19 protein-coding genes are annotated in these 19,584 nt (G+C 72.2%); 13 read left to right on the top strand and 6 right to left on the bottom strand.

The genetic code is table 11. The annotated features are described in order from the left end of the window. Position 1: 1 nt before the first annotated feature. Positions 2-415 carry a VOC family protein gene (locus GIS00_RS26040; RefSeq protein ID WP_154771398.1) on the top strand — a complete coding sequence of 138 codons (414 nt, stop codon included), beginning with the start codon at positions 2-4 and terminating at the stop codon, positions 413-415. Here the strand turns inward: GIS00_RS26040 and GIS00_RS26035 are convergent. Next, positions 399-1,400, bottom strand: a complete 1,002-nt coding sequence (locus GIS00_RS26035; protein ID WP_154771397.1) for an isopenicillin N synthase family dioxygenase — start codon at positions 1,398-1,400, stop codon at positions 399-401. The genes GIS00_RS26040 and GIS00_RS26035 overlap by 17 nt on opposite strands. Positions 1,401-1,429: 29 nt before the next feature. Between GIS00_RS26035 and GIS00_RS26030 the strand changes: the two genes are divergently transcribed. Continuing rightward, complete coding sequence (locus GIS00_RS26030; protein WP_154771396.1) at positions 1,430-3,022, top strand: PucR family transcriptional regulator; 1,593 nt, start codon at positions 1,430-1,432, stop codon at positions 3,020-3,022. 284 nt (positions 3,023-3,306) lie between these two features. Here GIS00_RS26030 and GIS00_RS28595 read toward each other — a convergent pair whose 3' ends face one another. Then, positions 3,307-3,861, bottom strand: coding sequence for a TetR/AcrR family transcriptional regulator (locus GIS00_RS28595; RefSeq protein WP_154771395.1), 555 nt, complete (start codon positions 3,859-3,861; stop codon positions 3,307-3,309). A gap of 217 nt (positions 3,862-4,078) precedes the next feature. Here GIS00_RS28595 and GIS00_RS26020 point away from each other — a divergent pair, with 217 nt between their 5' ends. From GIS00_RS26020 to GIS00_RS25995, 6 genes are all read left to right on the top strand, one after another. After that, complete coding sequence (locus tag GIS00_RS26020) at positions 4,079-5,428, top strand: MFS transporter (RefSeq protein ID WP_154771394.1); 1,350 nt, start codon at positions 4,079-4,081, stop codon at positions 5,426-5,428. 938 nt (positions 5,429-6,366) lie between these two features. Further along, positions 6,367-6,927, top strand: a complete 561-nt coding sequence (locus GIS00_RS26015) for a MauE/DoxX family redox-associated membrane protein (protein ID WP_154771393.1) — start codon at positions 6,367-6,369, stop codon at positions 6,925-6,927. Next, positions 6,927-7,727 (top strand): hypothetical protein, encoded by an 801-nt coding sequence (locus GIS00_RS26010; RefSeq protein ID WP_154771392.1) that lies wholly within the window; start codon positions 6,927-6,929, stop codon positions 7,725-7,727. Before GIS00_RS26015 ends, GIS00_RS26010 begins: the two co-directional genes overlap by 1 nt. Next, on the top strand, positions 7,720-8,253 hold the full coding sequence (locus tag GIS00_RS26005; RefSeq protein ID WP_154771391.1) for a hypothetical protein: 534 nt from the start codon (positions 7,720-7,722) through the stop codon (positions 8,251-8,253). The genes GIS00_RS26010 and GIS00_RS26005 overlap by 8 nt, the downstream gene beginning before the upstream one ends. After that, positions 8,250-9,932, top strand: coding sequence for an LGFP repeat-containing protein (locus GIS00_RS26000; protein ID WP_154771390.1), 1,683 nt, complete (start codon positions 8,250-8,252; stop codon positions 9,930-9,932). Before GIS00_RS26005 ends, GIS00_RS26000 begins: the two co-directional genes overlap by 4 nt. Then, complete coding sequence (locus GIS00_RS25995) at positions 9,929-10,837, top strand: hypothetical protein (protein ID WP_154771389.1); 909 nt, start codon at positions 9,929-9,931, stop codon at positions 10,835-10,837. Before GIS00_RS26000 ends, GIS00_RS25995 begins: the two co-directional genes overlap by 4 nt. Positions 10,838-10,888: 51 nt before the next feature. Here the strand turns inward: GIS00_RS25995 and GIS00_RS25990 are convergent, their stop codons facing one another. Continuing rightward, positions 10,889-11,905 (bottom strand): PHP domain-containing protein, encoded by a 1,017-nt coding sequence (locus GIS00_RS25990; RefSeq protein WP_154771388.1) that lies wholly within the window; start codon positions 11,903-11,905, stop codon positions 10,889-10,891. 439 nt (positions 11,906-12,344) lie between these two features. On the opposite strand from GIS00_RS25990, the gene GIS00_RS25985 reads away from it, so the two are divergent. From GIS00_RS25985 to GIS00_RS25965, 5 genes are all read left to right on the top strand, one after another. Beyond that, on the top strand, positions 12,345-13,748 hold the full coding sequence (locus GIS00_RS25985; RefSeq protein ID WP_154771387.1) for an NAD-dependent malic enzyme: 1,404 nt from the start codon (positions 12,345-12,347) through the stop codon (positions 13,746-13,748). A 173-nt stretch (positions 13,749-13,921) separates the two neighbouring features. Then, positions 13,922-14,761: an oxygenase MpaB family protein gene (locus GIS00_RS25980; RefSeq protein WP_322098470.1), complete on the top strand. Its 840-nt coding sequence runs from the start codon at positions 13,922-13,924 to the stop codon at positions 14,759-14,761. A 37-nt stretch (positions 14,762-14,798) separates the two neighbouring features. Beyond that, positions 14,799-15,029 (top strand): DUF433 domain-containing protein, encoded by a 231-nt coding sequence (locus GIS00_RS25975; RefSeq protein ID WP_154771386.1) that lies wholly within the window; start codon positions 14,799-14,801, stop codon positions 15,027-15,029. Continuing rightward, positions 15,026-15,382, top strand: coding sequence for a DUF5615 family PIN-like protein (locus GIS00_RS25970; RefSeq protein ID WP_322098469.1), 357 nt, complete (start codon positions 15,026-15,028; stop codon positions 15,380-15,382). The genes GIS00_RS25975 and GIS00_RS25970 overlap by 4 nt, the downstream gene beginning before the upstream one ends. A 138-nt stretch (positions 15,383-15,520) precedes the next feature. Further along, positions 15,521-16,276: an SDR family NAD(P)-dependent oxidoreductase gene (locus tag GIS00_RS25965; protein ID WP_154771385.1), complete on the top strand. Its 756-nt coding sequence runs from the start codon at positions 15,521-15,523 to the stop codon at positions 16,274-16,276. Here the strand turns inward: GIS00_RS25965 and GIS00_RS25960 are convergent. From GIS00_RS25960 to GIS00_RS25950, 3 genes are all read right to left on the bottom strand, one after another. Beyond that, positions 16,206-17,030: a hypothetical protein gene (locus GIS00_RS25960; RefSeq protein WP_154771384.1), complete on the bottom strand. Its 825-nt coding sequence runs from the start codon at positions 17,028-17,030 to the stop codon at positions 16,206-16,208. The two genes, GIS00_RS25965 and GIS00_RS25960, sit on opposite strands and share 71 nt — an antisense overlap. A gap of 175 nt (positions 17,031-17,205) precedes the next feature. Further along, positions 17,206-18,642, bottom strand: coding sequence for a hypothetical protein (locus tag GIS00_RS25955; protein ID WP_154771383.1), 1,437 nt, complete (start codon positions 18,640-18,642; stop codon positions 17,206-17,208). Next, positions 18,639-19,139 (bottom strand): SigE family RNA polymerase sigma factor, encoded by a 501-nt coding sequence (locus GIS00_RS25950; RefSeq protein WP_322098468.1) that lies wholly within the window; start codon positions 19,137-19,139, stop codon positions 18,639-18,641. Before GIS00_RS25950 ends, GIS00_RS25955 begins: the two co-directional genes overlap by 4 nt. Positions 19,140-19,584: the final 445 nt, after the last annotated feature.

Genomic DNA, 19,584 nt, shown 5'->3' with positions numbered 1-19,584 from the left:
CATGGCTGCCGTCCCGGCCCCGACGGTGGGGCTGTCCTTCACCAGTTTCTTCGCCACCGACATGGTCGGGCTCTTCGAGTACTACCGGGGTGTGTTCGGCCTGCCGGAGGTGGAGGAGCTGCGGTCCGAGCACTTCCGCGGGCTGCAGATCGGTGACACCGTCATCGGTTTCAGCCGTGCGGAGACCGCCTACGACCTGCTCGAGCTGCCCCGGCCGACCGTGGCCGACAACGGGGTGCGGACCTTCATCACCTTCGAGACGCAGACCGACGACCAGGTCGACGCGATGCTCGAGGTGGCGATCGCGGCCGGCGGGACCCTGGTGCAGGCGCCGCACCGCACCTACTACGGGGCCTGGCAGGCCGTGGTGCTCGACCCCGAGGGCAATGCGTTCCGGATCAACCACCTGCCGTGAGGTCACCGCTGCGGCTGCCGAAGGTGGTCTGCCGCAGGTACTTCTGCCGCAGGTGGTCCCCGGCCGTGAGCAGCGGCGCCCCGGCGTCCTGCTCACGGCCGCGGAACGGCGGCAGGATGTCGACGTGCATGTCGTAGTTGGGCTCCTGGTAGAAGGCGAACGCCAGCCGGGAGCTCTCGGTGGCCAGCCCGCGCGGCGGGTTGACCACCCGGTGCAGGGTCGACGGCCACTCGTCGGCCGTCCACTCCGCGAACAGGTCACCGAACCAGCCGAGGACGCGGCCCGGGGTGGTGGTCACCGGGATCCACTCGCCACCGCGGTCCAGCACCTCCAGGCCGCCCGGGCGGTCCTCGGCGGTGACGAGGGTGAAGGCGCCGTAGTCGCTGTGCACCCCGGCCCGGAGCTGGCCGGTGAGCGGCAGGGCGACCTGCTCGGGGTAGTACAGCGCACGCAACATGCTGATGTGCTTGTCGATCCGCTCGTCGAACCAGTCGTCCGGCAGCCCCCAGGCATGTGCGCACAGGGCGAGGAGGGCGGCGCCGATCCGCTCCAGGTGACCGAAGTACGACTCCCAGACCTGTTGCATCCGTGCGGGTGTCGTCGGCCAGTGGTTGGCCGCCAGGTGCGGTCCGGCGGCGGCCGGGTCGAAGTACGGCCCGGACCCGGTGTGCACCGGCCCCATGTCCATCTTCTCCTTGAGATCGGCCGGCGACTCCTCGTCGAGCGAGTAGGCCAGCCCCTCGCTGCCGAACGCCGACCAGCCACGCACCTGGTCCGCGGCCGGTTGTGCGACGGCCGCCTTCTGCTCGTCCGGCAGTGCGAAGAACTCGCGGGTGACCGAGAACAGTTCCTCCGTCAGCTCTTCCGGGATCCCGTGGCCGACCACCTCGAACAGCCCGACGTGCCGGCAGGCCAGCTCGAGCTGGCGGGCGGCGGCCCGTCGGTCGGCCGCCGGGCGCAGGTCGATGGTCGGCAGCGAACGCATGCGCCCCATCCTGCCCGACGGGTCCGGCCGTGGACCTGAACCGGGTCGCGAGCGCGACCGGTCTGCTGGTGCTGTCACCCCCGAACGGCGGCGAGGTCACCGGCGCCCGGCTGGTCCGGCCGGAGGAGCTGCTCACGCCGGAGCCGGCGCGCGAGCAGCAGCCCGGCGGCGGGAGCAGCGAGGGGCCCGGTGCGCTCGCGGTGCTGGACTGGTCCGGGGCGCGGCGCCGCGGCCGGCAACCGCTCGCGCTGGTCATCGCCCGGGTGCAGCACCGCAGCGGGGCGCGCAATCTCGTGGTCGCCACCGGTGGCGGCCGGGCTCCGTCCCGCGCGGCGGTCGCGGCAGCGGCCGACCTCGGGGTCGGCCTGCTGTGGGCCGGTGAGGCTGCGGCCCGGGAGGTCGTCGCCGACATCAACGAGACCCTGCGCATGGTGCCGCCGCCCGCGGTCGACGGCGCCGGACTGGCCGGCCTCCTCGCGGGTGAGGTCGATCTCGACGTCCTGGTGCCCCGGCTGGCGGTCATGCTCGGAGCGACGGTGACGGTGACCGGATCCGGCAGGTCGGTGCTTGTCGAGGCCGCGGCGCCGGCTGCCCGGCGCGCGGAGGGCGCGCAGGGACCGGATGTCGTGGCTGCGGAGGCCCTCGGTCCGATGGAGATGATCGCTGCCGCAGCACCTCTCGCTGCCGGTGTGGACGGGCCGGCGGCGGGGGAGATGTGGCAGACCGACCTGCACCACGGCGGTCAGTCGGTTGGCGGCATCGAGGTCACCCGGGACAGGCGGCTGGCCGCGGACGAGATCGTGATGGTGCAGGCGGTGACCGGGGTGATCGCGCTGGCCGTCGTCGGCTGGCAGGCCACCCGCAACCGGGCCGGGCCGGCCGAGACCCACCTGGTGCAGATCCTGGGCGAGGACCTGCAGGCCCGGGAGGCGGCGGTGCGCCGGGCCCGCCGGCTACGGCTGTTCCCCACTCGGCGGGTCGCCCTGCTGGTGGTCGAGCCGTTCGCGCAGTCGGTCGGGCGGGCGGGTCTCCAGCGGCTGGCGGCGCCGTTGGACGCGCGGGCCCGGCACGTGGACCCGCGGGCGGTGACCGTCGTGCACGAGGGCGGCGTGGTGCTGCTGGTGGATGAGGCCGTCGACCTGGACCAGCTGCTCCGCTCCTTCCGCCGCACCACGCCGCTGCCGCTGGCGATGGGGGTGAGCGGGGTGGTGGCCGAGCTGCGCAGCCTGCCCGGCGCGCACCGTGAGGCCCGGCGGGCCGCCACCATCGGCCGACGGATGGGCGCCGCGAATCAGGTCACCCGCTATGAGAAGCTCGGCCTGCTGCGGCTGCTGTTCCAGGTGCCCGAACACGAACGCCGCGCCTTCGTCGCGGAGGTGCTGGGGCCGGCCGCGGGGACCGACGCCGAGGCGGCCGAGACCCGCCGGACGTTGCGGGCGCTGCGGGCCACCCAGGGCAATGTCGCCGAGGCCGCGCGTCACCTCTTCGTGCACCGGAACACCATGCGACAGCGCATCTCCCGCATCGAGTCGGTGCTCGGGCCGTTCCTCGACGACGCCGAGAAGCTGCAGTCGGTGTTCGTCGCGCTCGAGTTGCACCGCTTGGACGACGAGTCGCGGTGAGACGGCACGACGGGTCCCGCTGGGACAGCACGACCGTCCCGTTGCGACGGCACGGCGGGTCCTGTTGAGACGGCACGGCGGGTCCTGTTGAGACGGCACGGCGGGTCCTGTTGAGACGGCATGGCAAGTCGCCGTGGGACAGCACGATGGGTCGCGGTGAGACGGCACGACGGCCCCCCGGAGAACTGTCGACGGGTCACGCCGAGATCGGGCGACGATTCCAGCGGAGACCGGTCGACGAGGCTGTCGAGACCGTTCGACTGGTCCCGAAGCGGCCGGACGGATCAGGAAGGTTCGTCGAGAACCCGGTCGAAGACCTGCGTCAGCAGTGTGTCCGGCACCGGCGGCAGGCCGGCGAGAGCACCGAAGTACAGGCCGTAGCCGACCAGCCGGATGATCTCGGCCTGCACCGGGTCGGGGACGGCCGCCCGCATCGGGTCCTCCCACTCGCGGAAGATCTCGACGAGCTGCTCGCCCGGCCCGACCCCGTCGGTCTCGGTGCCGGTGCCGGCCTCGGCACTGCTGCCGGTGCGGACCGCGGCGATCAACGAGGTGAAGAAGCCGGCCTCGTCGTCCTCCGTCGGTTCGGAGTACTCCAGGAAACCGCGCGCAGCCCCGGACCGCTCGGTCGCCTCCGCCATCTCGCGCCGCACGCTGTCGCGCACCGCGTCGAGCAGGCCGGCATAGAGCGCCGCCTTCGACGGGAAGTGGTAGAGCAGTCCGCCCTTGGAGACACCGGCCTGGGCGGCGACCGCCTCCAGGGTCACGGCGTCCGTCCCGCCGGTGGCGAGCAGGTGACGTAGCGCCCGGAGAATCCGTTCGCGGGTGTCGGTCGGCATGCCTAGACTGTACGGGAATAACTGTACCGGCTGGACGGTTCAGTGATTCGGGTGGTTCCTCGGCGTCGTATCAACTGCGGACTCCCTGCCACCTGCACTGCGGTACCGGTACCAGCGACTCGGCACCACCAGCTTTCAGCACCACCAGCACCACGAACCAGCAGAACCACAGCGCCCGGTCACCACCCGCGGCGCCGTCAGAACAGGAGCTCCACCGGTGTTCGGCCCGTACTTCCAGGTCCTCCGGCGCCCCGGCGCCTTCCGCTTCTCGGCGGCCGGACTGCTTGCCCGTATGCAGCTGTCGATGGCCGGCCTCGGCGCGGTCATGCTGCTGTCGGTCGAGCGCGGGTCCTACGCGATCGCGGGCAGCGTGTCCGCGCTGTACGCCCTGTCGGCGGCCGCGGTGAGCCCGCAGCTGTCCCGGCTGATCGACGTGCTCGGTCAGCGCCGGATCGTGCCCTGGCAGCTGGTTGTCCACGTGCCGGCCATCTTCGCCATGGTCGCGGTCGCCGTCTTCACCCCGCTGACCTGGCCGATCTTCGTGCTCGCGGTGATCGCCGGCGCCTCCCAGCCGAGCATCGGCTCACTGGTCCGTACCCGGTGGTCGGCGATGCTGCGCGGCACCCCGGAGCTGCGTACGGCGTTCGCCTGGGAGTCGCTGCTCGACGAGGTCGTGTTCATCGCCGGCCCGCCGCTGGCCACCATCGTGGCGCTGCAGCTGTTCCCGTCGGCTGCGCTGATCCTGGCCGTCACCCTGCTGACCGTCGGGTCGCTGCTGCTGCTCACCCAGCGCGGCACCGAGCCGGCTCCGTCCGGCCGGGCGAAGGCGCGCGGTGGCCGTCCGGCCATCCTGCTGCCCGGCGTCGCCGGCATCACCGGGGTGTTCGTGCTGCTGGGCGCGATCTTCGGGTCGTTCGAGGTGACCACGGTCGCCTTCGCCCGGGAGGCCGGCGCCTCCTCGGTGGCCGGGCTGCTGCTCGCCCTGTACGCGGCCGGTTCGCTGTTCGGCGGTCTGGTGTTCGGCGTGCTGCGGCTGCGTGCCTCGCTGCGCACCCAGTTCGTCGTCGGCGTGGTCGTGCTCGCGGTGATCACCTCACCGATGCCGTTCCTGGAGTCCACGGTGCTGCTCGGCATCGGGCTGTTCGTCGCCGGGCTCGCCTGCTCGCCGGTGCTGATCACCGGCACCTCGCTGGTCGAGCGGATCGTGCCGGAACACCGGCTGACCGAGGCGATCTCGTGGACCAGCTCCGGGATGGCGATGGGCATCGCCGTCGCGACCCCGCTGGCCGGACTGGTCATCGACTCCGCCGGCGCCTCGGTGGCCTACTGGGTCACCTCCGGCTCGGCGATCCTGGCCAGCCTGCTCGCCCTGCTGGTGTTGCGTTCGCTCGGCCGGGCCCAGCGCGGGGCGATGGAGCACCGCCGGCTGCCAGGCGTCGGAGCCCCGGCACCGCTCGACGCGGAGGCTGCGGCTCCGGCCGAGCCCGGCGCGCTGGCCGTGTCCGCCGTCGCGCCGGCGGGTGTGATGGCCGGCGCCGTCCTGGACGACGCCGCACCCACCCGCTGATCCGACGCATTCCGGGACCTTCCTCCGCTGCTGCATCGGGGGGAGGCCCCGGATCTGTCGGTCGACCGGTGCCCGCGCCGCGCCCACCTCGCTGATCGCTCCATCGTCGGGCGGCCGGACACGGCGTCGCGGTGGCACGCCGGTCAGCCGATGCCCTGTCGCACGGGCGGATCGAGCCCGGGGTGTGTGCCCGTCGACCGGCGGACGCCCCGACCGCTCCGGCCAGGGCGCCATTGGGTCGGCCGACGTCTCGACCGCTCCGATCTGCGCCGTTCTACCGCGCGTTCCGCGGTCGAAGGGCACGGAACGGGCCCTGTCCGGGTACGGATCGGGCGCAGACTGGCGGACGTCCCGACCGCTCCGGTGTGCGCCCGTCGATCGGCCGGCGTCTCGACCGCTCCGATCTGCGCCGTTCTACCGCGCGTTCCGCGGTCGATGGGCACGGATCGGGTACGGCTCGCGACGACCGGCGGACGCCCCGACCGCTCCGGCCAGGGCGCCATTGGGCCGGCCGGCGTCTCGACCGCTCCGATCTGCGCCGTTCTACCGCGCGTTCCGCGGTCGAAGGGCACGGATCGGGTACGGATCGGGCCGACCGACGGACGTCCCGATCGCTCCGGTCCGCCCGGTCGGCCGGCAGACGCCAGATCCCTCCGGTCCGCGCCACATTGGGCCGGCCGCACGTCCGACCGCTCCGATCTGCGCCGTTCTACCGCGCATTCCGCGGTCGAAGGGCACAGATCGGGCCATGATCGGGTACGGATCGGGCCCTGATCGGGCGCAGGGGCACACTTCCGGGATCTCCGGAGCGCACCCGTGAGCTCTGCCTGTCACCCCGGCCACCTTCCCGGCCCGCGACGGCCCGACCGGCGCTCCCGAACGGGCGGCGTCGGCGGGTCTGCCCGGGATCGGGCCTGGTCCGCTGGTAGACACGGCCCATGGGGCCGACCACCGGGGTGCTGCTGGGCCTCTCGGTGCTGCTCGCCGGTGCCGGCATCGCCAAGATCCGTGACCCGGGTCCGGCGGTGCGCACGGTGGCCGCGTTGCGTCTCCCGCTCGCCGCCCGGTCCGCCGCCCACCCGCTGCCGGTCCGCATGCTCGGCGCCGCCGAGATCGTGGTGGCCGGCGCCGCGGTGTGGATCGGCGGCCGCCTCGGATCCGCGCTGATCGCCCTTGTCTTCCTCGCCTTCGCCGCGGTCATCGCGCGGGTGCTGTCCACCGCGGCCGTGGTCGACTGCGGCTGCTTCGGTGCCGCCCGCAGTCCGCTGGGTCGCACCCATCTCGTCGTCGATCTGGCCTTCGCGGCCGCTGCGGCGACCGGCATTGCGCTGCCACCGACGCCGCTACCGGAGTGGGCCGGCGCCGGACCGGTGCTGCTGCTGATCGGCGGCGGAGCGCTCTTCGCGGCACTGGCCGTGCAGCTCTTCACCTCCTTCCCCGCGCTGCTGCAGGCGCAGACACAGCTGACCGGAGACCGACGAGCACAACCGGAGGCCTGATGACCGCACTCGTGGTGACTCTCGGCGTGGTGGTGGCGATCCTGGCAGTCCTGGTCGCCGGGCTGCTCCGCAGCCACGCCACGATCCTGCGCCGGTTGCACGAGCTGGACGCCGGCGACGGCAGGGCGGACCGGTCGGCGCCGTTCCACACCGTGCCGGGCGTACCGGCGCCGCGGGCCACCGGACCGGCGGACCTCCCGGATCCCGCACTGCCGGCCCGCGTCCCGGACATCGTCGGCACCGGCCTGCGCGACGACGCGATGGTGGTCCGCACCTCCGGGTCCACCGGCGACACGGTGCTGCTGTTCCTGTCCTCGGGGTGCGCCACCTGCCGGACCTTCTGGGACGAGCTGGCCGACCCGCGGAACGTCCGGATCCCGCCGGGCGGAAGGCTGCTCGTGGTGACCAAGGGCCCGGATCAGGAGAGTGTCTCCGCGGTGGCGGATCTCGCTCCGTCCGGCATCGACCTGGTGATGTCCACCGATGCCTGGTCCGACTTCGACGTGCCGGGATCTCCGTACGTGGTCGCGATCGACGGCCCGACGGGCCGGGTCAAGGGGGAGGGCACCGGGCTGTCCTGGGAGCAGGTGGCGAACCTGCTGGCCCAGGCCACCGGCGACCTGTCGTACCTGCCCGGGACCGCCCGCACCGTGCGGAAACCGCTGGGCGACAGCGACCGTGAGGCCCGGGTCGACCGGGAACTGCTGGCCGCCGGCATCCTGCCCGGTGACCCGAGCCTGTACGCCGACCCGGTCGCCGCCGCCCACGGGCATGCCCCGGACGGCCACCACCATGGCTGATCTCGTCGGCCACGGCATCACCGTGCCGCTCCCGTCGGGCTGGGAGGGGCGGATCGGGATCCGGCAGCCGGTGCTCTCCGGTGCCGTGACCGGACCCGCGCTCCGCACCCTCGCCGGAGCGGCCGCGGGCGCCGACGGTGCCGATGACGGCTCCGGGAACCGTTACCCAGTCACCCATCTCGCCAACTTCGCGCTGCCCGCCGACCGCGGCGACTTCGGGTCCGGCGCGGTCGATATCATGGGGACCACCGACTGCCTGGTGGCGCTGATCGAGTACGGCCCGGAGAACGTGGACACCGCGCTGTTCGCCCGCCGCCCCTCGCTGCCGCAGCCGGGCGCGACGGACTTCGACCCGAACACGTTGCAGCACAAGATCCGGTCCCAGCTCGGGTACCAGCGGTTCTGCACCGTCGGCGGCCGGGCGTTCTGCGTGTACGTGGTGATCGGCGGCAGCCGGAACCTGGTGCCGCTGGCCGGATCCGCCCGGTCGGTGCTCGGCGGGATCCGGATCGGCGCGGCCCGATGAGCTTCACCGAGACCGTCGTCAACAAGCTGGCCACCGGCTGGCGGTCCCGCCGGGCGGACCGCCGGTCGTTCCTGGCCGGGGCGGCCGTGGTCGGGTCGGCGGTGGCCACCTCGCCGTGGCGCTGGGCGACCACCCCGATCTCGGCCTACGACGCGGTCTGCGGCGAGGGCGCCCTGTGCGAGCAGGGCTGGTCGGTGTTCTGCTGCTCGATCAACGCGGGCGCCAACCAGTGCCCGCCCGGGTCGTTCGTCGCGGGCTGGTGGAAGGCCGACAACTCCGGGTTCTGCTGCGGGTCGGCCCGGTACTACATCGACTGCAACGCGATGTGCGGCTCGGACTGGCAGTGCCGCTGCGGTTCCGGCAGCTGCGACCAGCGCCGGGTGGCCTGCAACCAGTTCCGCTACGGCCAGTGCCACCAGGAGATCGCCTGCTACGGACCGGTGGTCTGCCGGGTGGTCACCTGCACGCCGCCGTGGCAGTTCGACGCCTCCTGCACCGCAACCTCTCTCACCGACAACCGGACGGTGACCCACTCCGCTCCGTGCCTGCCGGGCAACTGCCCGTCCGAGCTGACGAAGTTCTACTACGACCGCGGCGGCCCCGGCGGCCGCTACGGTCCGGTCACCGCGCCGGAGCGGAACTCCGCCGCCGGCGGCCGGGTGATGACCACCCGCGGGGCGTTGATCTACCAGCTGCGCACGGGTGGCGTGCAGGTTGCCACCGGCGCGGTGCTCGCGAAATACCGAGCGCTGGAGGGCAGCCGCGGGCCGCTGGGCGAGATCAGCGCACCGATGAGCACCGCCACCGACGGCGGGACCACCGCCACCGTCGCGACCTTCCAGCACGGGATGATCGTGGCCGCGCCGGGCTGGACCCGGGCGATCCGCGGGACGGTGTACGACCACTGGCGCCGGATGGGCGGGTTCCGCCTGCTCGGGTTCCCGATGGAGGACCAGGCGGTTGCCGGCACCGGCATCCGCCAGCTGTTCCAGCGCGGGGTGATCTACGACTTCCCCGGCTACCCGCCGTTCCTGGTGAACAACCACTACCTGTCGCTGTACCGGGAGATGGGCTACGCCGGAGGGCTTCTCGGCGCTCCGCGCAGCGACGAGGTGCGACCGACCGATGGCCGCCAGTACTACACGACCTTCGAGAAGGGCCGGATGTACTGGACGCCGGAGCGCGGTGCGGTGGCCCTGCTGCAGCCGCTCTTCGACGCCTGGAAGGCGACCGGCGCCGAGCGGGGTCCGCTCGGCTACCCGACCGGCGTGCAGAAGCGGTACCCGAACGGCAGTCACGCCATGGCCTTCCAGAAGGGAAACCTCTACTACACCAAGGCACACGGCGCGCACATGATCTTCGAGCCGTTCCTGGCGAAGTGGCGCAACACCGGCAGCACCGTGCACAGCCGGCTCGGGCTGCCGATCACCGACCGGGTGGACCGGTCGGGCAGCAGCCGGGTGACCACCGAGCACGGTGCGATGGTGTCGTCGGCGGCCTACGGGGTGCACCTGGTGTACGGCCCGATCTACAAGGTGTGGCAGGCCGCGGGCGCCGAAGGTGGTCGGTTCGGGCTGCCGCGCACCGACGTCTTCGCGGTCGGCGACCGGACGAGATGTGACTTCCAGGGCGGCATCCTGGTGTACGACCCGGCAACCGGGAAGGTGAGCGAGCTGTGAACGAGCAGTACCTCTGGATCTCCGCGGTCGTCGCTGTCGTGGCGGCGGCCCGGTCGCTGTGGTCGCCGTGCGGGCTGTCCATGCTGACCTCGATCACCCCGTTCGGCGAACGGTCCCGCGGGCACCGGTACCCGTTGACCGCGGCCTGGTTCGTCGCCGGTGCGCTGCTCGGCGGCGCCGTGCTGGGGGCGGTGTGCGCCGGGGGTGCGTTCCTGATCGGGCTGCTACCGCCGGGGTCCGGTGCCGGGCTGATCATGGTGGCCGCAGTGGTTGCGGTGGTGTGCCTGGTCTCGGATCTGCGGATCGGCGGGCTCCGGCTGCCGGTGCACCCGCGCCAGGTCGACGAGACCTGGCTGCGCCGCTACCGCCGCTGGGTCTACGCGGCCGGGTTCGGCGTGCAGATCGGGTCCGGGTTCGCGACGTACATCATGACCGGCGCCGTCTACCTGACCGCGGTGACCGCGGTGCTGTCCGGATCGCCGGTCGCCGCCCTGCTGCTCGGGCTGCTGTTCGGACTGGTCCGTGGCGTCGCGGTGTTGCTGGGTGCGCTCGCGACGAGCCCGGATCGTTTGCGCCGCCTGCTGTCCCGGATCGAGCGGCTGTCGCCGGTGTCGGTGGCGGTGGCCGTCGGGGTGCAGGCCTGGGCGGCGGTAGCGCTGGGCGGCCTGGCCGCCGGGACCTCGGTGCTGCTGCTCGCCGTGCCGGTCGGCGTGGTCGCCGGTGCGGTCTGCCTGTTCGCCCAGTACCGTGCCGCCGGCCCTGTCGCGGCGAACGGCGGCCTTGTCGTTGCGCCCGCCACCCCGGCCGGAGCGCCCGCAATCCCGGCCGGGGGGATCGTCGGCATCGCCGGTGCGACCGTCGGAACTGTCCCGGCTCGATCGGCTGCGGGTGCCGTTTCGTCCTGATACCGGTATCGGGCGACAGGTGCTGCGGCACAGCGGGATCCGGCGTATCGGTCAGCGGGAGCGGCGGGTCCACTCCAGCAACTGCTCCAGCGGCCAGGTGTTGATGATCCGGTCCTCCGGCACCCCGCACTCGACCGCGCGGGCGGTGCCGTAGGACTGGAAGTCGAGCTGGCCGGGGGCGTGGGCGTCGGTGTCGATCGAGAACAGGCAGCCGGTCTCGACCGCTTGCCGCAGCAGCCTTTTCGGCGGATCCAGCCGCTCGGGGCGGCTGTTGATCTCCACCGCGACCCCGCGCTCGGCGCAGGCGGAGAACACCGCGTCCGCGTCGAACTGGCTCTCCGGGCGGGTACCGCGCCCGCCGGTGACCAACCGCCCGGTGCAGTGCCCGAGCACGTCGATGTAGGGCGAGGCGATGCCGGCCAGCATCCGCTTCGTCATCACCGCCGAGGAGGCGCGCAGCTTCGAGTGCACCGATCCGACGACGATGTCGACGGTGCCGAGCAGCTCGTCGGTCTGGTCCAGCGTGCCGTCCTCGTTGATGTCGCACTCGATGCCGGACAGCAGGGTGAAGTCGTCGAAGTGCTTGTTGACCGCCCGGACGATCCGCAGCTGCTTGTACAGCCGCTCGACGCTGAGCCCGTTGGCGACGGTGAGCCGGGGGGAGTGGTCGGTCAGCGCCAGGTATTCGTGGCCGAGCTCGGCGGCCGTCATGGCCATCTCCTCGATCGGGCTGCCGCCGTCGGACCAGTCGCTGTGCGAGTGCAAGTCGCCGCGCAGCGCCGCGCGCAGGTCCTCGCCACCGGTGGCCAGCGGCCCGGCGGTCGCCTCCAGGTCGGCAAGGTAGTCCGGCGTCCCGCCCGCCAGTGCCTGCTCGATGACACCGGCGGTCTTCGGCCCGATCCCGGGCAGGTCCTTCAACGACCCCGCGGCCGCCCGCGCCCGCAGCTCGTCCTCGGTCATCCCGGCCGCGACCAGGGATGCCGACCGGAACGCCTTCACCCGGTACGTCGGTGCGACCTGCCGTTCGAGCAGGAACGCGATCCTGCGGAGGGCGGCGACGGGGTCCATGCTGCGAACATAGCCCGCGACCGGGCGCACCGATCCGGCGCAGCTCCCGGGTCCTGTCACACCGGGCACGCCTCGCATCGAGCCCCGCCGGTCCGGTGCTCGCAGTCGTCGTCCCGGTGCGGCGGTCCCTCACCTCCGCCGTCACCGCCCGCTGACCCCGCCCCACCTGGCGCGAGGATCATGATCGTCGACGCGTATGAAGTTGCCGCGATTGGGACGGGTGTGCTTGGAGTCGCCACCTTCGTACGCGCCCCGGCTACGTCCCCCGCCCTGGGGTGGGCCCGGGCCGGCGCAATGGCGGCGTGAGGCACACCACCGGCGGCAGGACCGTCACGGCGTTCCGTGATAGGAACCTCTGGCCCGATGTGCCACGGCGATTGCCGCTGCACCGCCCGGGAGTCCCACACCGACAGCTCCCACCTCGACGAAGAGGACACCGATGCCCTCCACCAGCCCGGGATACGCCATCACCATCCGAGCGGAGGCGCCGTCCACCTTCGGGGCCACCGCGAACCTGGCCGCCGCGGTCGGTGCTGCGGGCGGTGCGTTGACCGCGCTGGACGTGGTGGAGTCCCGGCCGCAGCACATCGTGGTCGACATCAGCTGCGACGCCGTCGACGCGGCGCACGGGGAGCGGATCTCCGCAGCGATCGAGGAACTGGACGGGGTGTCGGTCCGCAAGGTGTCCGACCGGACCTTCCTGCTGCACCTGGGCGGCAAGCTCGAGGTGGTGCCGAAGGTGCCGCTGCGGCACCGCGACGACCTGTCCCGCGCCTACACGCCGGGTGTGGCGCGGGTGTGCCTGGCGATCGCCGAGAACCCTGCCGATGCGCGCCGCCTGACGATCAAGCGGAACACGGTCGCGGTGGTCACCGACGGGTCGGCGGTGCTCGGCCTGGGCAACATCGGCCCGGCCGCGGCGCTGCCGGTGATGGAGGGCAAGGCGGCGCTGTTCAAGCAGTTCGCCGGGGTCGACGCCTGGCCGGTGGTGCTGGATACCCAGGACGTGGACCAGATCGTGGAGATCGTGCGCTGCCTGGCGCCCGGCTACGGCGGGGTGAACCTGGAGGACATCGCGGCGCCGCGGTGCTTCGAGGTGGAGCGGCGGCTGCGGGCGATGCTGGACATCCCGGTGTTCCACGACGACCAGCACGGCACGGCGATCGTGGTGCTGGCGGCGCTGACCAACGCGCTGCGCGTGGTCGGCAAGCAGCCGGCGGACGTGAAGGTGGTGATCAGCGGGGTCGGTGCGGCCGGCCACGCGATCATCCAGCTGCTGCACCGGCAGGGGTACACCGACATCGTCGGCTGCGACCGGCACGGTGCTGTGCGGCCGGACAACCCGAACCTGGACGAGTTCCGCCGGTGGATCGCCGACAACACCAACCCGCGGCGGGCGCAGGGCACGCTGGCCGAGATGGTCGCCGGCGCCGACGTGTTCATCGGGGTGTCCGCGCCGAACCTGCTGACCGGTGACGACATCGCCACCATGGCGCCGGACGCCATCGTGTTCGCGCTGTCCAACCCGGACCCGGAGGTGGACCCGTTCGCGGCCGCGCAGCACGCGGCGATCGTCGCCACCGGGCGCAGCGACTACCCGAACCAGATCAACAACGTGCTGGCCTTTCCCGGCTTCTTCCGCGGCATGCTCGACGCCGGGGCACACGAGATCACCGACGACTGCCTGCTGGCCGCGGCCACCGCGATCGCCGACTGCGTGGCCGCCGACGAGCTCAACGCGAACTACATCGTGCCGTCGGTGTTCGACCCGGCCGTCGCCCCAGCGGTGGCGGCCGCCGTGAAGACCGCCGCCCAGGCTGCGGCAGCGCAGCCCCGGGGCTGACGCAGCGGGCAGGTGCGGATCGGACCGAGCGCGGTCCGGTCCGGCCCGATCGGCGGTCGGTGCGGTCCGCACCGGCTCGCCCGACCCGGACGTCCGTGGGCATCTCCCAGCAGAGCCTGGTCGGCCGAGGAACGTCGGAGCGGCCCGGTCGGTACGCGGTTACCCTCGGCAGGGTGGATGCGGGGACGGACGACGCCGGCGAAGCGGGAGCTGCCGCGATGTTCGCGCCGGACAGCGTGACCCGGCTGATCCACGAGGACCCGGTCTTCGCCGTTGCCGGACTGCGTGCCCTGCTGCTGCAGGCGTTGCACCCGCGGGCGATGGCCGCGGTGGCGGCGCACGGCGGGTTCGAGGCCGATCCCTGGGGGCGGCTGACCCGGACCACCGAGTTCGTCGCCACCATGACCTGGGGCACCGTCGACGAGGCCGGGCGGGCCGCCGCCCGGGTGCGCGGTATCCACCGCAAGCTGCGCGGCACCGACCCGTTCACCGGCGAGGAGTACCGGCTGGACCAGCCCGACCTGCTGCTCTGGGTGCACTGCTGCGAGGTCGGTTCCTTCGTGGACCTGGCCCGCCGGGTGGGTCTGGTGGACCGCGACGGTGCCGCTGCGTACCTGCAGGAGCAGGTGCGGCCGGCGGTGATGGTGGGTGTCCGGGAGGCCGACGTCCCTCGTGATCTCCGGCAGCTGGACGAGTACTTCCGCACCGTGCGCCCGCAGCTCGCGCTGCTGCCCGAGGCCGCTGCCGGTGCCCGGGCGCTCGCCGTCCCGCCGATGCCCGGCTGGGTGCAGTGGCTGACCCCGGCCCGCGTCGCCTGGGGTGGGCTGACCGGGCTCGCCCTCTCGACGCTCCCGCGCTGGGCCCGCCGGATGTACCGGCTGCCGGGCCTGCCCACCACCGACCTCGTCGCGACCACCACCGTCCGCACCCTCCGGACCGTCGCCCTCACCGTGCCCGCCTCGGTCCGCGAGGGCCCGGCCCTGCGCGCAGCACGGGAGCGCGAGGCGGCCTGAACCCGCAGGTGAGGCCCACGACGGCTATTCTTGGCGCATGTCCCGGCTCGCCCGCATCACCACGGACCCGACGATCTGCCATGGGCAGCCGGTGGTCCGTGGCCTGAGGTACCCGGTTCGTTTCCTGCTGGAGTTGCTAGCCGGCGGCATGTCGATCGACGACATTCTCGAGGACTACCCGGACCTGGAAAGGGACGACATCCTCGCCGCACTGGAGTTCGGGGCGCTCACCGCGGGCGGCCATGTGGTTCCCCTCGGGGCCGCGTGAAGTTCCTTGTCGATGCCCAATTGCCGCGGCGCCTGGCTGTCCATCTGACGGAACTGGGACATGATGCCGTCCATACGTTGGAGCTTCCCGACCAGAACCGAACCTCGGACGACGACATCTGTTCCGTAGCTGACGCGCAGAACCGGATCGTGGTGTCAAAGGACTCGGACTTCCGTGACACGCACATCCTCGACAACACACCGAGCCGACTTCTCCACGTGGCAACGGGCAACATCTCCAACACCGAGCTGCTGGCCTTGATGGACGCATACCTCGAAGAGATCCTCCAGGCTTTTGATCACAGCAATCATGTGGAACTGCACCTGACAGCACTGGTCGTTCGCCACCGCTGACCGTCGGCTCGTTGCAGGACAGAGCACCGGACGGTCCAGGCTCCGGCGGGTCCCCTGACCCGACCGGTCACCCGTCGGACCGACGGGGCAGGATGGACGCGGCCCGATCGGGGCCGTGGATCGACGTGAGGACCGGACATGACGCAGACCAGCCCTGATGCACCCGTCGCCGTGGTGACCGGAGCGAGCAGCGGGATCGGCGCCGCCACCGCCCGGACGCTGGCCGCCGCCGGGTACCGGGTGGTGCTGGCCGCCCGCCGGGCCGACCGGATCGAGGCGCTCGCTGCGGAGATCGGCGGCGTGGCGCATGTCCTGGACGTCACCGACCGGGCTGCGGTGGACTCGTTCGCCGCCGGGCTGGACCGGGTCGACGTGCTGATCAACAATGCCGGTGGGGCGCTGGGCGCGGACCCGGTCGCAACCGGCAATCCCGACGACTGGCAGGCGATGTACGACGTCAACGTCATGGGCACCCTGCACGTCACCCAGGCGCTTCTCCCGAAGCTGATCGAGAGCGGCGCCGGGACATTGGTGTTCGTCTCGTCCACCGCCGGGTTCACCGCCTACGAGGGCGGTGGCGGGTACGTCGCCGCGAAGCACGGCACGCATGTCATCGCCTCCACCCTGCGGCTGGAGCTGTTCGACAAGCCGGTGCGGGTCATCGAGATCGCACCGGGAATGGTTCGTACCGACGAGTTCTCGGTGAACCGGTTCGGCGGCGACGAGGCGAAGGCCGCTGCGATCTACCAGGGCGTGGACGAACCGCTGACCGCCGACGACGTCGCGGACACCATCGGCTGGGCGGTCACCAGGCCGGCCCATGTCAACGTCGACCTGCTCGTGCTGCGGCCACGGGCACAGGCGGCCCAGCACAAGGTGTACCGGACATCCTGAGCATCTCCGCCCGGTCGGCGGCATTCTCGATCGCCTTCCGGACCGTGCGGCGGAGCTCGCCCGGCTGGTCGAGGTCGGCCCAGGTCCACTGCTCGTAGGTGAGACCCGCTGCGATGCAGGCCTGTTGGTCCAGGCGGGGCACCGCACACGGCGTTCGTCGCCCCGGTCCGTGCAGGACGACGACAAGCCCGCCGGGGAACCACAGGTCGGCGCAGCCGAGCATTGTCCCGGTGTGATCCTGCAGTGGGACGTGGGATCTCGGGAGTCTGCCCCGGTGGCCCAGGAACACGGCCCGGCTGCGCGTCCACAACGCGCCGGTCGAGGCCGGATCGGCGGCGGCGAGGGTGGAGCGGATCGCCGCACTTCCGGCCAGTCGCGGGCGGCGCGCCAGGGACTCCTCGAGTTCGGCCCGGGTGACCTGCTCACGGTGCATCGCCGACTCCAGCAGGATCAGCCCCGCCACCGGATCGAGCGTGCGCAGGCAGTCGATCACCGTGCGGGCCGCCGAGGTCACCGTGACGCCTTCGATCGTGATGACCTCGGCCGGTTCGAGAGTGCCTGCATGCGAGTGGATCCCGCTGGAGACGTTGGAGGATCCGCCGGGCGGCCGGGTGACATGCACAGCGCCGAGCAGGATCCGGAACAGCGGGAAGCCGTGCAGGACGGCCGCACTCAGGTGCGAGATCACCGCCGGCTGCGACAGCCTGGCCAGCACCTCGAAGACCTGCAGCCGATGCCGTTCGGTGGGTGTCATGTAGGCAGCCGGGCCGAAGAACGTTCCCCGGCGCCGAACCTCGGATCGCTCTCGTGTCATGGGCCCAGCATGGTGCCGCCCGGCCTGTCCGCGAAGGACCGACCGGGCGGGCTGTGGAGGGAACCGACGTTGTGGATGGATTCGCACGGGCGCTTCCGTCCGTGCGACGTTTCGGTCAGCGGGTGGCCGGGGCGGAGGTCGTCGACGACGGGGGCCCGACCGGACCGACCTTGACGCAGGCCTTGGGTGAGGTCGTCGTGACGACCTCGTTGCCTGCTGAATCCAACCCGGTCACAGACACGCTCGAGTCGCAGGGGGCAGTGATCGCGAAAGCGTCGATCTTGTCGATTTCTGTCGTGGTCACGACGTTCGAACTGTCGTTGATGGAGACGATCACGGAAGTGATACCGAGATCCTGAGGCGCGACGCCCCAGAGAACGAAGCTGGTGTCGGTGGTGGTCCACGACGTCTCGATCCCGAAGGCAGAGATCGCGATGGCGTCGAGACTGCTTTCCGTGTCGAAGCAGGCAACGCTTCCGGTTGTCGTGACGGTGCTTTCGGCGCCGCCGACTGTCAGCGTGGCTTGGTCTCCCTGCCTGGTGCAGACCGATGCCGCCCAGGGATCGGTGCCCCTGACCCAACTCTCCATCTCCGGGGTGGTCTGTCGCTCGGACGACGTCGACGGCCCAGGGACATCGGAGGCCGACCTGCTCGGCGGTGCGACGGCCGGCGTCGATTCCGGCGCGAGCGTCGCCGTGGCGTCCGGGGCCGAGCTGGCAGGCAGGACCGGGTCGGTGGTCACCGGAGCCGGGGTGGACGTGGCCGGGTCGCAGTCGACGATCGTGCTCACCTCCGGGGCGACCTCGGCGGACAGCGTCGGCACGACCGGCTCGGCCCCGGCCGTCGGGGCGACGGTGGCCGGCGCGGACGAGACCGGCTCCAGGGTCGGCCGGGTGTCGGTGGCGGTGGGCTCGGAAACGGTGGGCTCGGTGGCGGACACATCAGGCGCCTCGGCGGTCGGTGCCGATGTGGGCGGTCGACCGGTGACGGGGGGTGCGGACGTGGCGACCTCGGTGGTGTTCGCGGGGGCGCTCTCGTCGGCAACGCTGGTGGAAGCCGTAGGTGCCGCACCGATTCCGGTCTCCACCGGGGCGCTGCTCACCGCGAGCGGCAGGTCCGTGGCGGAAGCGGAGTCGGCACCGGGCTGCGCCGTCACGGTGATCGTGGTCGACCAGGCGCGCGGCGCAGCCGTGTCGGTCGACTCCGCAGCGATCGTCGGTCGTTCGGTGAGAGCGGCGGCGGAGGGAATCCCAAGGGTCGACACGGTGGGGCACGGTGCCGCAGCGCCACCGTCGCCCGGGCCGCCGGTGCCGAGCCCGTCGTCAGTGGAACGGAGCAGGGTGAACGACGTGGCGGCGATGCCGGCCACCACCGCCGCCGCGAGGATCGGTCCGGCATAGCGCCGCACCACGGTCCGCCGAGGGGAGTGGCCGCGACCGGCGGGGTCGGCGGAGGACTGCCCGGCGGCGAAGGACCGCCAGGCGGCGTCGGTGTCGGGAGTCACCGACCGGGCGTGCGCATCGAGCGCGTCACGCAGTTCGTCGGGGTTCATGAGGGTCCTCCGGAAGTCGTGTCGAGAATGGTGCGCAGGGCCGAGAGGCCGCGCGAGACATGGGATTTGACGGTGCCCTGGGCGACACCCATGGCGGCGGCGATGTCCTTCTCGGACAGGTCCAGCCAGTAGCGGAGTACCAGGGCCTCCCGGTGTCTGTCCGAGAGCTGCTGCAGCGCAGCGATGATGGCCCGGTGATCGGCCCGTTGCAGGGCGATGAGCTCGGCGTCGTGCACCGGTTCCGGTTGCGGCCGCGACCACCGGCGGACCACCTTGAGGTGGCGGTGCCGGGACCGCGCCAGATTGGTGACCGTGGCGCGCAGGTAGCCACCGGCGGCTGCCGGGTCGGACAGCTTGTCCCAGCGGTCGTGCAGCCGGACGAACGCCTCCTGGGCGAGGTTCTCCGGATCGTCGGCGCCGAGCAGGGTGGCCAGCCGGACCGTCCCGGCGTACTCGGCACGGAACAACATCTCGAACGCGGACTCCGAGTTGCTCACCGTGGTCCGCCGTCCCTGCAGGGGGAGCGGTCGCACGGGCTCGTCGCCGGTCCCCGCGCCGGGAAACGGTAGGACCGCGAGCGGCGCCGTTCGTTCATCGATCTCGATCACACCATGCCCACGCCCAGCGGCGCCGAAAGGTTGAGGCCGGACATCGGCGGATCCGGAGCCGCTCCCTGATCGTGCAAGCGCCTGCCGGTCCGGACCTGCGCACTTCCGGGGCCGTCTGCCCTCACGGTGCGTCGGTGGACGGCCCGGGACCTGCGAGAACCGGGACCTCGTTGACGAATCTGCGGTCCGCGGTCGGGTGCCGTGGTGAAGGGCCAACGAAGGCCGCCGGGCGGGAGATCCGGCCTTCCGGGGCCGTCTGCCCTCACGGTGGGGCTGTTGCGGAATTGGTTTCGTCGGTCGAGGGCGTGCCGGGGCTGTGGTCGGGGTGCCGGCT

Source organism: Nakamurella alba (assembly GCF_009707545.1).
Taxonomy (GTDB): domain Bacteria; phylum Actinomycetota; class Actinomycetes; order Mycobacteriales; family Nakamurellaceae; genus Nakamurella; species Nakamurella alba.
The sequence above is the reverse complement of the archived record's forward strand: the minus strand, read 5'-3'. Positions and strand labels throughout refer to the sequence as shown.

Coding starts and splice junctions, on each gene's coding strand:
- GIS00_RS26040 (WP_154771398.1), top strand. CDS start 2: ATGGCTGCCGTCCCGGCCCCGACGGTGGGGCTGTCCTTCACCAGTTTC.
- GIS00_RS26035 (WP_154771397.1), bottom strand. CDS start 1,400: ATGCGTTCGCTGCCGACCATCGACCTGCGCCCGGCGGCCGACCGACGG.
- GIS00_RS28595 (WP_154771395.1), bottom strand. CDS start 3,861: ATGCCGACCGACACCCGCGAACGGATTCTCCGGGCGCTACGTCACCTG.
- GIS00_RS26015 (WP_154771393.1), top strand. CDS start 6,367: ATGGGGCCGACCACCGGGGTGCTGCTGGGCCTCTCGGTGCTGCTCGCC.
- GIS00_RS26010 (WP_154771392.1), top strand. CDS start 6,927: ATGACCGCACTCGTGGTGACTCTCGGCGTGGTGGTGGCGATCCTGGCA.
- GIS00_RS26005 (WP_154771391.1), top strand. CDS start 7,720: ATGGCTGATCTCGTCGGCCACGGCATCACCGTGCCGCTCCCGTCGGGC.
- GIS00_RS26000 (WP_154771390.1), top strand. CDS start 8,250: ATGAGCTTCACCGAGACCGTCGTCAACAAGCTGGCCACCGGCTGGCGG.
- GIS00_RS25990 (WP_154771388.1), bottom strand. CDS start 11,905: ATGGACCCCGTCGCCGCCCTCCGCAGGATCGCGTTCCTGCTCGAACGG.
- GIS00_RS25985 (WP_154771387.1), top strand. CDS start 12,345: ATGCCCTCCACCAGCCCGGGATACGCCATCACCATCCGAGCGGAGGCG.
- GIS00_RS25975 (WP_154771386.1), top strand. CDS start 14,799: ATGTCCCGGCTCGCCCGCATCACCACGGACCCGACGATCTGCCATGGG.
- GIS00_RS25965 (WP_154771385.1), top strand. CDS start 15,521: ATGACGCAGACCAGCCCTGATGCACCCGTCGCCGTGGTGACCGGAGCG.
- GIS00_RS25960 (WP_154771384.1), bottom strand. CDS start 17,030: ATGACACCCACCGAACGGCATCGGCTGCAGGTCTTCGAGGTGCTGGCC.
- GIS00_RS25955 (WP_154771383.1), bottom strand. CDS start 18,642: ATGAACCCCGACGAACTGCGTGACGCGCTCGATGCGCACGCCCGGTCG.